This window comes from Streptomyces sp. MB09-02B (genome assembly GCF_033794485.1).
Lineage (GTDB): Bacteria > Actinomycetota > Actinomycetes > Streptomycetales > Streptomycetaceae > Streptomyces.
Map to the genome: position 1 here is coordinate 1 of NZ_JARGEE010000952.1, position 811 is coordinate 811.

The window sequence follows — 811 nt, forward strand, 5'->3', positions numbered from 1 at the left end:
CCCGCCGCCCCGGCCCCGGCCCCGGCCTCGGCGTCGACGGCACCGAGCACCCGCTCGTCGATCTCCTCCAGCGAGCCGACCACATGCCGCACCCCCGCCTCACGCATCAGCTGCCGCTGGAAACTGTGCGCATAGGCGGTCGGATGCCCGATGAAACGCGCCCCCAGCACCTGCGCGGCCTCCGCCACCCGGGCCACGTCGTCGATGAACAGCGCCCGGCCGCAGGCCAGACCGAAGACATCCTCGGCGATCTCCCGCACCCCGGGACGGAACCCGTCGGTGCACACATACCCCGGCCCGTCGAAATACCCGGCGTACGCAGCCAGATACCGCTCGAAGTGGGCACGCGGCAGCCCCCCGTAGCACACCAGGGACGCACCCGTGGCACGCAGCCGCCCCAGCAGCGCACCCACACCCCCCAGCACCCGCACCGGATGCTCCCGCAGATACTCCTCACGCTCCGCGAAATACGCCTCGACCACCTCCTGCGGCGTCGCCCCCGCCACACCCAGCGCCGCCGCCGCCCCCAGCTGCGACTGCGACAGCACCGTCCGCTCCAGCTCAGCCGTGTAACGACCCCCACGCCCCACCACGAACCGATGGAAAACCGGACTGAAAGTATCGTTCAGCAACACCCCATCGATATTCACCGCAACCAGACGCACATGCCGAAAAACCACCAGAACCACCCCAGAAGGAAACCGCACGCACACGGGAAACAGACAACAGAGCGACAAAAAACATCACCCCCCATTATTAAACCGGCCATGCGGTTTTTTCAAGGGATCCCGGCCCCCGGACCCACCCACAC

Annotated in this window: 2 protein-coding genes; one reads left to right on the forward strand and one right to left on the reverse strand. The window is 67.9% G+C overall.

All coding sequences use genetic code 11. The annotated features are described in order from the left end of the window. Positions 1-665 (reverse strand): HAD family phosphatase (locus P1P70_RS45275; RefSeq protein WP_319248410.1); only part of this gene is annotated, 665 nt, incomplete at its 3' end. Here P1P70_RS45275 and P1P70_RS45280 point away from each other — a divergent pair. After that, positions 600-811: hypothetical protein (locus P1P70_RS45280; protein WP_319248412.1), on the forward strand; the 212-nt coding region annotated here is incomplete at its 3' end. The two genes, P1P70_RS45275 and P1P70_RS45280, sit on opposite strands and share 66 nt — an antisense overlap.